General features: G+C 33.6%; 10 protein-coding genes and 1 pseudogene. 8 read left to right on the top strand and 3 right to left on the bottom strand.

The window, feature by feature from the left end; translation table 11 throughout:
• Positions 1 to 180: 180 nt before the first annotated feature.
• The 3 genes from BEN26_RS13265 to BEN26_RS13255 all read left to right on the top strand — a co-directional run bounded on the left by BEN26_RS13265 (position 181) and on the right by BEN26_RS13255 (position 2,141).
• Positions 181 to 486, top strand: a complete 306-nt coding sequence (locus BEN26_RS13265) for a nucleotidyltransferase domain-containing protein (RefSeq protein ID WP_069800151.1) — start codon at positions 181 to 183, stop codon at positions 484 to 486.
• Between the two features lie 162 nt (positions 487 to 648).
• Positions 649 to 1,245: a type IV toxin-antitoxin system AbiEi family antitoxin domain-containing protein gene (locus BEN26_RS13260; protein ID WP_069800149.1), complete on the top strand. Its 597-nt coding sequence runs from the start codon at positions 649 to 651 to the stop codon at positions 1,243 to 1,245.
• On the top strand, positions 1,245 to 2,141 hold the full coding sequence (locus BEN26_RS13255; protein WP_069800147.1) for a nucleotidyl transferase AbiEii/AbiGii toxin family protein: 897 nt from the start codon (positions 1,245 to 1,247) through the stop codon (positions 2,139 to 2,141). Before BEN26_RS13260 ends, BEN26_RS13255 begins: the two co-directional genes overlap by 1 nt.
• Here BEN26_RS13255 and BEN26_RS13250 read toward each other — a convergent pair.
• Positions 2,138 to 2,344 carry a VanZ family protein gene (locus BEN26_RS13250; RefSeq protein WP_069800145.1) on the bottom strand — a complete coding sequence of 69 codons (207 nt, stop codon included), beginning with the start codon at positions 2,342 to 2,344 and terminating at the stop codon, positions 2,138 to 2,140. The genes BEN26_RS13255 and BEN26_RS13250 overlap by 4 nt on opposite strands.
• Before the next feature lie 182 nt (positions 2,345 to 2,526).
• Here BEN26_RS13250 and BEN26_RS13245 point away from each other — a divergent pair, with 182 nt between their 5' ends.
• Together BEN26_RS13245 and BEN26_RS13240 are read left to right on the top strand one after the other, a co-directional pair.
• Entirely contained in the window at positions 2,527 to 3,555 is a 1,029-nt protein-coding gene (locus BEN26_RS13245; protein ID WP_069800143.1) for a Wzz/FepE/Etk N-terminal domain-containing protein, read from the top strand.
• A 32-nt stretch (positions 3,556 to 3,587) separates the two neighbouring features.
• Positions 3,588 to 5,567 carry a nucleoside-diphosphate sugar epimerase/dehydratase gene (locus BEN26_RS13240; protein WP_084818859.1) on the top strand — a complete coding sequence of 660 codons (1,980 nt, stop codon included), beginning with the start codon at positions 3,588 to 3,590 and terminating at the stop codon, positions 5,565 to 5,567.
• Between the two features lie 27 nt (positions 5,568 to 5,594).
• Here BEN26_RS13240 and BEN26_RS13235 read toward each other — a convergent pair whose 3' ends face one another.
• A complete protein-coding gene (locus BEN26_RS13235; protein ID WP_069800139.1) occupies positions 5,595 to 7,862 on the bottom strand; it encodes an O-antigen ligase family protein in 2,268 nt (755 codons plus the stop codon).
• Positions 7,863 to 8,077: 215 nt separating this feature from the next.
• On the opposite strand from BEN26_RS13235, the gene BEN26_RS13230 reads away from it, so the two are divergent.
• Both BEN26_RS13230 and BEN26_RS13225 read left to right on the top strand, forming a co-directional pair.
• Positions 8,078 to 10,726: an S-layer homology domain-containing protein gene (locus tag BEN26_RS13230; protein ID WP_069800137.1), complete on the top strand. Its 2,649-nt coding sequence runs from the start codon at positions 8,078 to 8,080 to the stop codon at positions 10,724 to 10,726.
• Positions 10,727 to 10,981: 255 nt separating this feature from the next.
• Positions 10,982 to 11,242, top strand: coding sequence for a hypothetical protein (locus BEN26_RS13225; RefSeq protein WP_255421911.1), 261 nt, complete (start codon positions 10,982 to 10,984; stop codon positions 11,240 to 11,242).
• Positions 11,243 to 11,371: 129 nt separating this feature from the next.
• Here the strand turns inward: BEN26_RS13225 and BEN26_RS13220 are convergent, their stop codons facing one another.
• Complete coding sequence (locus BEN26_RS13220) at positions 11,372 to 11,782, bottom strand: Abi family protein (RefSeq protein ID WP_069800133.1); 411 nt, start codon at positions 11,780 to 11,782, stop codon at positions 11,372 to 11,374.
• Between the two features lie 461 nt (positions 11,783 to 12,243).
• On the opposite strand from BEN26_RS13220, the pseudogene BEN26_RS13215 reads away from it, so the two are divergent.
• Positions 12,244 to 12,468, top strand: a pseudogene (locus BEN26_RS13215) (IS1634 family transposase); the annotation flags it as partial.
• Positions 12,469 to 12,587 lie beyond the last annotated feature (119 nt).

Below are 12,587 nucleotides of genomic sequence, written 5' to 3'. Positions count from 1 at the left end.
CATTGTGATTGTGGTTTTGTGGCAGATAGAGATTGGAACGCTTCTATCAATATCAAGCGTGAAGGATTGCGACTGTTAGTATAATCATAAATAGAGCATGGAACAGGCTCGATAGCTAAGTAAATTTCGTACCGTTAGGTGCGATTACCTTAGAAGCCCCCACCTCTAAGCGAAACGTAGGTGGCGGGTAGTTCACTTATTGGAGCTTTATCAAGGTGGCCAGAGATTGAAAAAGCGTCTATTTTTGGAAGTCGTGCCATGGGTAATTACAAAAATGGATCAGATGTTGATCTAGTTATATATGGTTCTCAGTTGACGCAAGAGATAATTAACCATTTGAGTGTATTATTAAACGAAGAATTACCTTTACCCTATTATTTTGACATTATTCATTACGAAACATTAAAACATAGGCCATTAAAGGATCATATAGACAAATATGCAAAGTGCTTTTATAGTTGTAAAAACCATTCAGAAATGACATGAAAAAGGTCACGCTATAAAGCTTTATTCGTTGCTTAATTCCAATACTTCCCAAAAGGGGTCTACTTTTTAAATCTACAATCTTGCTCTTTGGCTAAGTAATATGATAAAATTGCACTAAATTACCCGCTTTGCGAAGTAGAAAGCGGATATTGAGGTGCAAAAATGATTAATATAGATGTTATTAAAAATGAATTTAATAAGCATGGAGGCGTACTTAAAACATCAGAACTTAATGCTATTGGGCTTTCAAGTCGTCATATTAAAAAACTTCTTGAAGAAAATGTACTTACTAAAATCAAGCAGGGATATTATGAACTATCAAATAATATTAATCCAGAGGAAGCCGTTATATCGCGGCTATTTCCTCATGCAGTCATTTTTCTTGAAAGCGCACTAATTCATTACGGCTATACCGATCGAATACCCTCCGCTTGGCAGATAGCGGTTGATAAAGATAGCGAAAAAAGCCAGTATAAAATCGAATATCCTCTAATAGAGCCTTTTTATTTAGAACCAAAATTTTTAGATGTTGGTCTTGATACCATTCAAATTGAAGGTGTTACGGTGAAGATTTTTACCCGTGATCGGACCATATGTGATGTTCTTCGTTATGAGAACAAACTTGAGAAAGAAGTTTTTAACAATGCAATCCAACGTTATGTTAAAGATCAAAAGAAAAATATAACAAAACTGTTTGAGTACGCTGAATTGTTTAATATCAAAAATAAGGTTCAAACCTATATTGGAGTGTGGATATAATGGCTGATATCGCAGCATCAATTTTAGCTAAGTTAAAGAACAAATCAAAAGAAAAAGGTATTCAACTTCAACAATTATTGAATCTTTTTTGCCAAGAAGAGTTTATACGAAGGTTATCACAATCGAAATACAGAGATAATCTGATTCTCAAAGGCGGATTTCTTCTATATACTATCAGCGAATTTACAACTAGGCCAACAGTTGATGCAGATTATCTTTTAAAGAATCATTCAACTGATTTACATTCGATAGAAATACTAGTTGGTAAAGTTATTTCCACACCTAGCAAAAATGATTTTATTAGGTTTGAGATTCGAGGGTTAGAAGTAATTAGTGAAATAAAAGAGTACCATGGTATCCGAGTTAATCTAATTGGTTTAATTGGAAATACCAAGACACCTTTTAGCATTGATTTTGGAGTCGGAGATATTATTGTTCCATCGGCAGTAAAAAGAAAACTACCGGTTGTTCTTTCTGAGTTTGAAAAGCCTGAAGTATTAACATATTCGTTAGAGTCTACTGTGGCTGAAAAATTAGATGCCATCATATCATTAATGGAAGCTACAGGTCGTATGAAGGATTTCTACGATATTTATTATCTGGCGACGACATTTGACTTTGAAGGTAGAAAATTACAAGAGGCAATTTACGAAACTCTTTCTAATCGAGGTACACCATATGAAAAAGATTCTGTTGCTATAATATCAAAATTAGCTAAGGACGATGCAATTCAAAAACGGTGGAACAACTTCTGTAAAAAAGTATTGAAGTTTGAAAAAAGTCTTGATTCTGTTATTGGCGTCATTATTGATTTTACTTTGCCGCCTTTTATGGCAATAATCAGCGAAGATGAGTTCTTTGATACATGGAGTTCTAAAGAGCGAAAATATGTTTAACCGACCCCTTTTGTTGCTTTCTCTCTATATCTAATCGGAACCAATGAATACGTAATCATACCAATACTATAGATTACTACATCTGACCACCGGCCATCACGAAAACCTGTTAAAGATTGATGATATTTATCACTCATCGCATAAAGAAATGAGATGAAAAAGGTCACCCATTTTTCTCCGACCATATCAGAACTGACCCCCATGTAATCATCCTGTTCCCCTCCTAATTCGCAATGAACTTATACATAAACCGTAATAATAAATTTTGTAGTGTAAAATTTGTCGAAATTAGCAGGAAATTTGTTTGCTATTGTAGAACAATTAATAATTGTACTATTTTTAAGTTTATAAAATACATAATAAAGGTTTAAAGGTGGTAAAATTCATGGAAAACGTTGAAGAAATATCTTTAAGGGAATTGATTGAGATTTTGCTTCGAGGGAAGAAAACCATTGCAGTTGTTACTCTAGCAGCAATGTTTGTAAGTGCTATTATCAGCTTTTTTGTTCTCTCGCCTACATATCAAATAACAACGGCGGTTGTTGTTAAACAAATAGAAGGGACAGAAAGTAGTTCAATTATCAGTAAGATGATGAACCAAGAAGAAGTTCCAATTAATACGTTGATAAGCGCCTTCGATAATGTCATTGCTGGTTCTAGAATGTTAGAACAAGTAAAGAAAATTTCACCAGAATGGGAAGGGATCCAATCTGGAGCATTAAATAACTTGATTAAAGTAGATTTAGTGAAAGATACAATGACTGTCAATCTTACAGTTAACGCTCATTCTGCAAAAGATGCAGTCGCATTAGCTAACATTGTTACAGCAAGGTTTCAACAATTTATTGAAGATCAAAACTTCGATACGTTATCAGCAAATGTAAAATCTACGAAGAGACAAGTGGAAATGGATATGGCTTTATTAAAAAATAAATTAGCTAAGATTAAAGAAGAAATGGCAAAGGTCGATAAGTCTCTTATCTATCAAAAGTCGATTGTAGATGATCCCTATCTACAGGAATTAGCAGCCCGATTAGGGAATACAAATGTGGTAAATATAAGTAAATTGACTGTTCAAAATGAGGAACCAAATCCTGCTTACATTAAGTATTTGGAAGATTATGCTGCTAACCAATTGGCTCTAAGTGATCTTGAAAGTCAACATACTGAATTAACAAAAGCAGAGGGGCAATTAAAAGAGATTGCAAAAGAAACAGGAATTAAGGCTTCTGTTGTACGAAATGTCATTGAACCTGAAAATCCAGTGAAACCAAATAAATTATTAAATGTCGCAATCGCAACTGTGTTGGGCTTTATGGTAGGAGTTTTTTGGGTTTTCTTGAAAGAATATTGGAATAGCACAAGTTCTTCAGTAGATACAAGAAAAGCAGTTGTTGTAGATACAAAAGATTAAACTTGAATCAAAGTAAAGGACGGGGAGGAATCTTGAGCTTTCGCCTGCGCTATTTATTGTTAACGTTGATTGACTCTGTAATTATTGCAGTATCTGTTATGATGGCATATTTTTTACGTTTTGATTTTAAATTAAGGACAGAACTGTTTATCTTTATCCCATATGTAATCATCATGCATATGGCAATTATTTTAATTGTTTTTAACTCAATGAGATTATATAAAAGGGTTTGGCAATATGCCAGTATTGGAGAACTGATTTCCATAGTAAAGGCAGTAACCATTTCGGAAGTGTTTTTCTTTTCCTTTCATAGTTTAATACAATACATGTACCCGAATGTAGTAGTCCCCCGTTCCATTTACTTATTATCTTTAATGTTAATTATTGCTGGAATAGGAGGATCTCGTTTAACTTGGCGAATCATTCGCGATGATTATCTAAAAATCCAGCCCTATCATAAAAGGGCTTTGATTATTGGTGCAGGGAATGCAGGGGCATTGATAGCTAAAGAATTAAAACATTCTCCAGATACGGAATTTTACCCTGTTGCTTTTATCGATGATAATCCTTCCAAGCTTAATTTAGAGGTACTTGGCCTACCAATTGTAGGGACAAGAGATGATATCGTAAATGCAGTAGAAAGGTATGGTATTCAAGAAATCATCATTGCAATCCCATCTGCTCCAAAATCAGAAATTGCTGAAATCATTAATATTTGTAAGCAAACAAAAGCGAATATTAAAATATTGCCAAGAGTTTCAGATTTGGTGTCGGGGAAAATTAGTGTAAAAATGATTCGTGATGTTCATGTAGAAGATTTATTAGGGCGCGAACCAATAGAAATAGATTTATCTAGTATTGTTGGATATGTAAATGAGAAAGTCGTTTTAATCACAGGGGCAGGTGGATCAATTGGATCTGAACTATGTAGACAGATAGCTCCTTTTTCACCTAAAAGGCTATTATTACTTGGACATGGGGAAAATAGTATCTATGAAATAGAGTTAGAACTAAGAAGAAAATTTCCAAATTTAGAATTAGAAACGATTATTGCCGATATTCAAGACAATCGAAGATTGAACCATGTTTTTGAGACGTACCGACCAAATGTCGTTTTTCATGCTGCAGCTCATAAACACGTTCCTCTTATGGAACGAAATCCTAGTGAAGCAGTAAAAAATAATATTTTTGGTACGAAAAATGTTGCAGAATGTGCGCATGAATATGGAGCAACTCACTTTGTAATGATATCTACAGATAAGGCGGTTAATCCCACCAGTATCATGGGCACAACCAAACGAATTGCCGAGATGATTGTTCAACATTTAAATGCTATTAGCAACACGAAATTTGTTGCCGTTCGTTTTGGCAATGTTCTTGGTAGTCGAGGTAGTGTTATTCCTATTTTTAAACAACAGATTTTACAAGGCGGCCCTGTTACCGTAACTCATCCTGAGATGGTTCGTTATTTTATGACGATTCCAGAGGCTGTACAACTTGTTATTCAAGCAGGAGCTCTTGCTCATGGCGGAGAGACATTTATCCTTGATATGGGAAAACCGGTAAAGATAGATACTTTGGCTCGAGACTTGATTAGATTATCTGGCTTTGAACCAGATAAAGATATTAAAATTGAATACACAGGGATACGTCCTGGTGAGAAACTATTTGAAGAAATATTAACTGATGAAGAAGGCACAAAGGCAACAAAACACGATCGAATTTTTGTTGGAAGACCAATAGAGTATGATAAAGATAATTTGTTTAAAATGATAGATAAATTAAAAAATATAGTATCAAGTAACAAATCTTCATCTAATGAAATTAAAAAAATATTAAAAACAATTGTCCCGACATATCATTTTAACAGTGAAACAAAGTTAAACGTAATCAATAGAAATAATTATAATTCTAATATTAAACAAGACCTTGAGATTGAGTTATCAAAACAAGAGCTGAAATTAGCAAAGATAGAATTAGCTTCTGGGTTAGAAAGTAAAGCCACTCCCTAAGGAGTGGCTTTACTTTTGAGTATGAATTTATTTTTCCCAAGTAGTATAAATCTCATTTATAATCTGATCTATCCCTAAAGGTTGGCCTAATTTTTTAAATTCATTGACTTTACTTGGTTGTTTTAATTTATCATAAGCATAAATTGTCCAAGCAATTGCCTGCTTTTTAATGTTCTCATCTTTTTGTTTTGTTAATGGAATAAGTAAGTTTAAGCCCTCATTATATTTTCCTTCAACAATATACGTTTGTCCAACATATTGAAGCATCGTTGGAGAAGGACGAAACGTTGAGTATCGTAATGTTGGAATTTGTTGATCAAGGTATCTTCTTTTTTCCATCAACTCGTTATATAATGGTTCAATTTGATCTAGTAGCTTTTGGGAATTGTCTAATTTACCTTGTTCCTTATTGTATTGTGCATAATTAAATAAATAGACAATTTTTTGAGTATATAGAGGTTCTCTCCATGAACCATTCTTAATTCCTTCATCCAATACTTCTATTGAATCTTTAATATACCCCATCGCCCCCATCTTTTGCGATAGTTGTAATAAAAAGCTTGAATCTTTACGTCTGTTATCTTTTAAGGTGATGATTTCTTTCATAATATCATTAACTATTTTCTTGTCTTGATTATATCCACTAATAGATTGCAATACGTTTATCTTTGTCATTCGATAATCTAATTGATAGGGATTCGCTTTAATTGCTTTATCCATGATTCCTTCTGCTTCAACCAGAGTTTTACCAGTAAATTGCGTCATTAGCCTTTCAGCATAGACAAAACGGCCCAACCAGATGATACTTATGAAACTGATAATAGTTAGAACCGTAAAGAAGGAATAGGGAATTGCCTTATTTTTTAATAATTGAAGTTTTATATCAAATGGTTCAGTAATTAAAGCTAAAAGAACCATGATAATCGCTGAGAAATAGGCAAAAGACATATTAAAGTCAATAAAACTATGAGCTAATAAGAAAAACACAGCAAAACCAAAAGTGACCATTTGATTTTTTCTATCTGTATCCATTAACTTGAAAGATCGAATGAAACCATAGAAGATACTAGCAAAAAAACCTAAAAGAAAGATAAAGCCTATAATTCCAACTTCTAAGATCGTTTGTAGGTAAAAGTTATGTGCCTGTGCTGAGGTATAAGGGTATGTTTGGTAACGCTCATAGAGTTGTCTCCAAGACCCACCACCAGCACCAAACCATAGATAATCCTTCATCATGTTTGTTGCATCATGATTAAAGAGGTTTCTTTGTACTACACTATTTGTCTCAAGATTGATAGTAGCTATTCTTTGTTGAATAGATTTAGGCAGTTTATCTAAAAACACACCATCTTTGATCACAAAAAAAACTATCACGATACCAATAACTAAGAGAATTGGAAATAGCCAACGTAGCTTTTTTACGTTAACTAATTTATTGTTAATTTTAGAGATCAAATAATGAGAAATAAAATAAATAGAAAAAATCAAAATTGATGCAATCCCAATCAATAAAAACCCGGTTGAACTGTTTTTATCAACAATCGTTTGATTTAGTTTTTCAATAGTAAATAGTAATCCAAATCCTATTAAAATAGAATGAATAAGGTAAAGTAACTGCTCACGAAACTTGAGAATGAAGATCGGAATCACCCATATCAGAGCAAACAATAACCATGTCCCTCTTGAATAGGTAAAGATCATCGTAATAAATAATAGAAAAGATCCAATAGAAGAGAAAGCAAATCCTTTCTTTTCAGATGTTGAACGAATAAGAAGGCTCATCAATCCAGCCGCTAAAAAGGCGCCTAATGTATTCGGATATTGAAAAACAGAAGATATACGATTTCCTAAAAATGCATCTCTAAAATCTACTAACTGATAAGCACCTAACCAACCAAAAATAGCAATCCAAATTGTTGAGAGGATAAAAGCAGCCCAAATCAGATCTTTCATCCATTTCTTTTCTTTTAGTAAATAAACCCCAATAAAAATAGAAGCGTACATTACCCAACGAAAGAATTGTTGAAAAGCGAGTAATTGATTTTCAGCACGAAAGACATTGATTCCATAAATTACAGGGATAAGCAAGAGGAACCAAACAGCAGGAAGCTGAAAAGCATTTTTAGTTTGTTTCATATTGGTGAAGATCATTAACAAAACAATAGAAATCATTCCTAATTCAATCCAATAAAAATCAACATCAAAAAATAAACCTCTTAGATAAGGGGCACCTATTATAAAGGCGAGTATACTAGCAAATCCAAGATAGTTGATCGATTTTCTAACCAATTGCACCTTTATTCACCACTCCATTACATAAATTCAATATTTTTTCTTTAGTTGAAATATACAAACTTAATCTTTTGTGGGCTATTATGATCGTACCACGTTTGTCAATTGAAGAACACCTTTTATCAGAAAAAAAGTGAGATCTGTCACACAATAGAAGGGTTTGGAAGAACTGTGTCGAATAAGGTAAAAGATACAAAAATACAGCAGGGAGTGGTTTGATGAGGAAACTACGGACACTTAACGTTGTACTCGTATTTATGCTAGTCTTTGCCTTAATTCCATTTGGGGCATTTGCCAATGCAGAAGAAATTTCTCCATTTAAAGATGTGGGGAATAAACATTGGGGACTGCAATATATTTTAAAAATGCAGCTGCGAGGTGTTGTAACAGGGTATGGGGATGGTCGCTTTCAGCCAGATAAAACGGTATCACAGTTAGAGGCTGTAGTGATGGCAGTTCGAGCAATGGGTTTAGAAGATGAGGCTAAAACTGCTAATACGACACAAATCGACAATTTAGGATTATCCTTACCAAAAGGTTGGAATGCAATTGGATATGTTGCTGTTGCTGCGCAAAAAGGTCTAATCGAAGCAGATTTATTCAACCCAAATCAAGGTGCTTCAAGAGCATGGGTGGCTCAATTGATCATTCGAATGATTGGTGCAGAAAATGAAGTAGGAAGCACTGCAACAACAAGCTTCGTAGATGATTCTTCCATTCCAAGTTATTTAAAGGGCTATGTTGCATTAGCATCAGAAAAAGGAATCATTACTGGAAGCTATAACGCAAATGGCCAACTTCAATTTAACCCGAATTCAACCGTAACAAGGGCACAATTAGCTACAATGATTGGCAGAACTGACCGTTTTATGGCAGATGTGGATGGTCAATTACCTGTAGGTACCATTCAATCAATAACCAATAATATTTATACCATTAAAACGGAAGACGGTGTTACAGGAACATACATCTTTTCAAGTAAAGCTGCTTTATATAATCCAGATGGTTCAAGCATTCAACTTGCAGATTTACAGCAAGGTGATCAAATTCGTTTTGGAGTAGATAGCCAAGGCTATATTGTTTATCTAGAACAGCTAGATGAAGTTATGCCAGTTAACCAGACGCAGATTACAGGAACGATTGTACAACATCTTGTGGCAGATCAATTGCTTACCATCAAAGATGAAAATGGAAAATTGAATGTTTATCGTTATGATCAAAATACAAAAGTAAAATCTAGTTCTACAGTTTCTGTAGATATTTCAAGCCTAGCTGTTGGAAATGAAGTCATACTATATTTAGACATGGAAAATAAAATCCTGTCGATTGAATTAACATCTAACTTAAACCTATCCAATAATAAAGGAACGATTTATTCCCTTGATCTAGAAAATAAGATCATCATGATAGAAGACAATGGACAATATAAAGCCTTCTCCTTATCTGACCAAGTCATTGTCGAGTATGCAGGTGTTCGCTTTCCAACGGTAAAAGACTTACAAAAAGGTGATCAAGTAGAGCTTGTCGTGGAAAATGATCAAGTTACTACGATCCGTATGATTCAACCCTATCAAAATGTAACCCTAAACGGTAAAGTTGTGGTTGTATCCACATCAGACCAAGTTTTAACCCTTCGCCTAACGGATGGTTCTCTAAAAGCATATGAAATATCTGAACAAGCAGATATTCAAATTGAAGGGATTAACAATGCAACCTTAGCGGATTTAAAAGTGGATGATGAAGTCAGCTTTACTGTAGAAAACCAACGCCTTGTTTCCTTAACTGTACTCAATCGTTCCTATCTTAGCGATTTAACAGGAACGGTTAAAAGTATTGATACGGTGAATCGCTATCTAACAATTGAGAATAGTAAAGGGGAATTAAAGACATATCCCATTGATGATTATGTTGACCTAGATCTTGATTTAAGATATCCAGAGATCGAAGATATTGAAGTAGGGATGAAAGTTTCCTTGAAGTTAAAAGATAATCTCATTTATGCAATCACCTTAAATAATACGGTTAAGGGCGAGTTTGTTCGGATTGATGATCAGGGAGATTTTATTACCCTTAAAAACGAACAACGTCAAACTTTAACTTATCGGTTAGATCCAGATGTAGACGTAAATATCGCCAATGAAACCAGACCTGACTTATCTGATTTAGAAGTTGGACAGGAAATAATCGTAACGATTAAACAAGAAGTCGTTACAAAAATTGACGTAAGAACTGCAGGAACCTATACCTTAACGGATATCAGTACGAGTAGAAAAAGAATTACAGTGGATATTGATGGAGATGAAGACTACTACTATTTATCTAGCTCGACCACTCTATCCATTCCAAACGTATCAAAACCAACAATCGAGGACTTAAAAGAAGGAGATACAGTACAATTAACATTTATCGGCGACGATTTGGAACGTATATACGTTATTCCACCAACATATGGAACGATTGCTTCAATTGAAACCTACCGAGAGCAACTCATTCTAAATACCTCTGATGGACAAAAAACGATCAGTCTAAATAACTCGGTAACTGTTTATAATAGTAACGGTACTGAAATGTCGATCAATAATCTAAAGACCGATGATTATGTCAAAGTGGTTGAAGTGGGTAGTGAAATCCTGATCACACAAATGGAAAAAGTATCAGGAAAACTAACAACTGTCAATGCAAATGATGGAAGAATCTATATCCAAGATACCTCAGGAATGTACAAGTCCTATCAATTAGCAAAAGATGTTCGTGTTTGGAAAGGTACTGCAACCTATTACTTAGGCGACCTACAACAAAATCAATCCCTAACCTTGTACCTATTAGACGATGTAGTAATTGGGATTAAAGTAAATTTGACGGAATGAGATAATATGAACATGGAGAACCTTATCTATTTTTTATAAGATAGGGTTCTTTCTTTTAATAATTGGCTTTTTTTTAATAAAAAAGAAGGATATTTTATTCTGTATCATTTATAGGTGCAAAGAAACTGTTGTTGAGATCAAATTCATTAAAGAAGTATAATGATATCTAAAGAGTTGTTATTACACTTAGGATTATGTAAGTGCTGTAAAAAAACAACTTTGTTGTCTGTATATAGAAAATTAAAAGAGGTTTGAATGATGGCAATTAGTAATGAAGATTTAGTTAAATTGGTCCGAAACCTTCCTGAATCTGCTAAGAAATCAGCTTATGATTACTTAAAATTCTTATCCCTAACTCACAAACGTCCAGATTGGGATGAAATATTGGAAATGGAACCAGAAGAAATTGATTTAAGTGAAGAAGAAGAACGCCAACTAAATAATAACTCAGAATTTGTGTCGTGGGAGGGAGTATATATTCTGACGATTGACAACCGTGGAGGCGTATATAAATAACCACTAAGAAAAAAGATCTGATATGCTCCCTTTTGATAGGGGGGCAGTTCAGTATTTGCTTTACGGCTACTTGGTGGGTTATTTTTAATTAGAAATATGATTTCCACTTTGGATCAAACCCCATAATCGCTAAAATATCTGTAAATGGAACTGTAGAAAATTTATTTTGATATCTATTGAATAGTTTTTCCACAATAAATAAGCATGGGGTTCCTTAAACTTTTCACTAAACCTATAGGAAAGTTTGGATTTAATACTATTTTCAAATATTAGTAGATATTTCAAGAATAAATTTCTTAATTCCCGGTCAAATGTAAAAAGATTATATATTTCCTCAATTGTGGTATTCTGTATATATGTTTCTGGAGTTATAGGTTGTCCATTTTGATTCTTTACCAAAAATAAATCTTTATACCCATTTATTACATTGTAGTAATTTTCTCTTTCAAATATACGCATAGCAGTGGATCCATTATTAATGGTTAAACCTCTACCACGTAGAATGGAAATTTGCTGACGATGCGTTTGGAATGGCTTCATTGCTTTTCACCCCATAAAAATAGCCCAGTCCTCGGAAGGAACATGAGCCTGATCACTAAGATCATTATATTATATGCCATAATAGCTGTCAATAAACCTGAATTAAAAACATTTTACAAAATTAGGCATTAAACTTATTTTGAGTTTTGTATAATTGGGGAAATGTGGCAGAAGACTTGTAATAGTATATATACGTAATTTGTATTGTGGTAAAATTATGTAAACAACTAATCCTATTCGGGAGGGCATGACATGTATAACGTATCCAATGATAAGGCTGTAAAAATAGGTGCTACCCCTAATTTTGCAACACATTTAAACAACTATTAACCCGAAAGCATTGATTTCATTGATGTTTCCGGGGATTTTTATTTTATTTTTTTGTCATATTTTAGTAGACTTTTGTAGAATAATATGGTATAATGAAGGTAAAATCGTATTCAATTAAGGGAGCCATGTTCATGTTTCTTAGACAAGTGAAAAATAAAAAAACTGGTCGCATTTATTTATCCATCGTACAGAGCTATCGGGATGCTAATAGTAAATCCCCTAAATCCAGAACCATCAAATCCCTTGGTTATCTGGATGAACTAGAAAAACAATACGATGATCCGATTGCTTTTTTTAACGAAAAGATTAAACAGATGAACGAACAATACGCTTCTGAACGTTCTTCCACCACAGTTTTGCATATAAATTTTAAGCGCATATAGCCTAAAGCACTGGTACATGTAGTGTTTTAGGCTAATTTTATTTTTATTTTATTAAAAATTTTTATAGCGAATTATAGCGAAATGTTGTATAA

The organism is Tepidibacillus sp. HK-1 (genome assembly GCF_001748485.2).
Taxonomy (GTDB): Bacteria; Bacillota; Bacilli; order Tepidibacillales; family Tepidibacillaceae; genus Tepidibacillus_B; species Tepidibacillus_B infernus.
The sequence above is the reverse complement of the archived record's forward strand: the minus strand, read 5'-3'. Positions and strand labels throughout refer to the sequence as shown.